General features: G+C 69.9%; 1 protein-coding gene. It reads left to right on the top strand.

All coding sequences use genetic code 11. The annotated features are described in order from the left end of the window. Positions 1-460 precede the first annotated feature (460 nt). On the top strand, positions 461-1344 hold an 884-nt coding region (gene hpnC, locus ACFWYS_RS46490), incomplete at its 3' end, for a squalene synthase HpnC (RefSeq protein WP_384783160.1).

Genomic DNA, 1344 nt, shown 5'->3' with positions numbered 1-1344 from the left:
GGAAGGCGGGGTGGGGGGACGGGAGTTGATGATGCCCCGCGCGCGTGCCGCGGGAACATCGGCCGGATCAGGGTGGATTGGCGTCCGCGATCCGGGCGGGCCCCGCCGCGCCCCCCCGCCGCACGGGCGCGGGGGGGCCCCGCGTCTGCAAAGGAAACGTCAACTCCGGCTGGCCCGAGGAATCTTGACGCCAATCGGTGTGTTGTTGTGATGTGCAGGACACCCCCACGGGCCTCGCCCCGTTGTACAACGTAAGCTGTACCGGTACCGAAACACGGCAAGTGGGGCGATAAGGCGCGACACCCCTCTCTCCGGGCTCCGGCGCGGACGGCCGGGCGGCGTGTCCGAAATACTATGCATTGGGTCGTCGGTGTAGAACGGGAGATGTGACGGCAATGGCTACGGAAACTCCCCAGCTCAACGCAGCAGCCTGTGCCGTCCCCGCCCCGGGCAGTCCACGGTGACGGCAACCGGCACGCGCGCGGATGATCCGGAGCGCGGCACACTCGACAAGGCCGCTGCGGAGAACTTCCCCGTGGCGCCTTTCTTCCTGCCCAGGGCCTGGCGCGCCGACCTCATGGCCGTGTACGGCTTCGCCCGTCTCGTCGACGACATCGGCGACGGCGATCTCGCCCCCGGCGGCGCCGACGCCCGTCTGCTCGGCGTGTCGGCCGCGGATGCCGAGGACCGGCTGGTTCTGCTGGACGCCTTCGAGGCCGACCTGCGCCGGGCCTTCGACGGCACCCCGCGCCACCCCCTGCTGGCCCGGCTGCAGCGGACCGTCCGCCGCCGCGCGCTGACCCCCGAGCCCTTCCTCGGCCTGATCGCCGCCAACCGCCAGGACCAGCTCGTCGGGCGGTACGAGACCTACGACGACCTCCTTGCCTACTGCGAACTGTCCGCCAACCCCGTCGGCCGTCTCGTCCTCGCCGTCACCGGCACGGCGACCCCCGAGCGGATCCGCCGCTCCGACGCGGTGTGCACGGGGCTGCAGATCGTCGAGCACCTTCAGGACGTCGCCGAGGACCTCGGCCGTGACCGGATCTATCTGCCCGCGGTGGACATGAAGCGCTTCCACGTCGAGGAAACCGATCTCGCGGTAAAGACAGCAGGCGCATCGTTGCGCGCACTGGTCGCGTACGAAGCCGAACGTGCCCAGAACCTCCTGAATGAAGGCACCCCCCTGGTGGGTAGCGTCCACGGCAGGCTCAGGCTGCTGCTCGCGGGTTTCGTGGCGGGGGGAAGGGGGGCGGTCCCTGCGATCGCCCCCCCCCCAAAACACCTAAATACCCGCCCCCCCCCCCCCCCCCAACTGCACCCAGGAGCGTATAAAAAAAAAACAAC

This window comes from Streptomyces sp. NPDC059010, from assembly GCF_042740355.1.
Taxonomy (GTDB): Bacteria; Actinomycetota; Actinomycetes; order Streptomycetales; family Streptomycetaceae; genus Streptomyces.
This window is presented reverse-complemented; position numbering and strand designations above follow the sequence as displayed.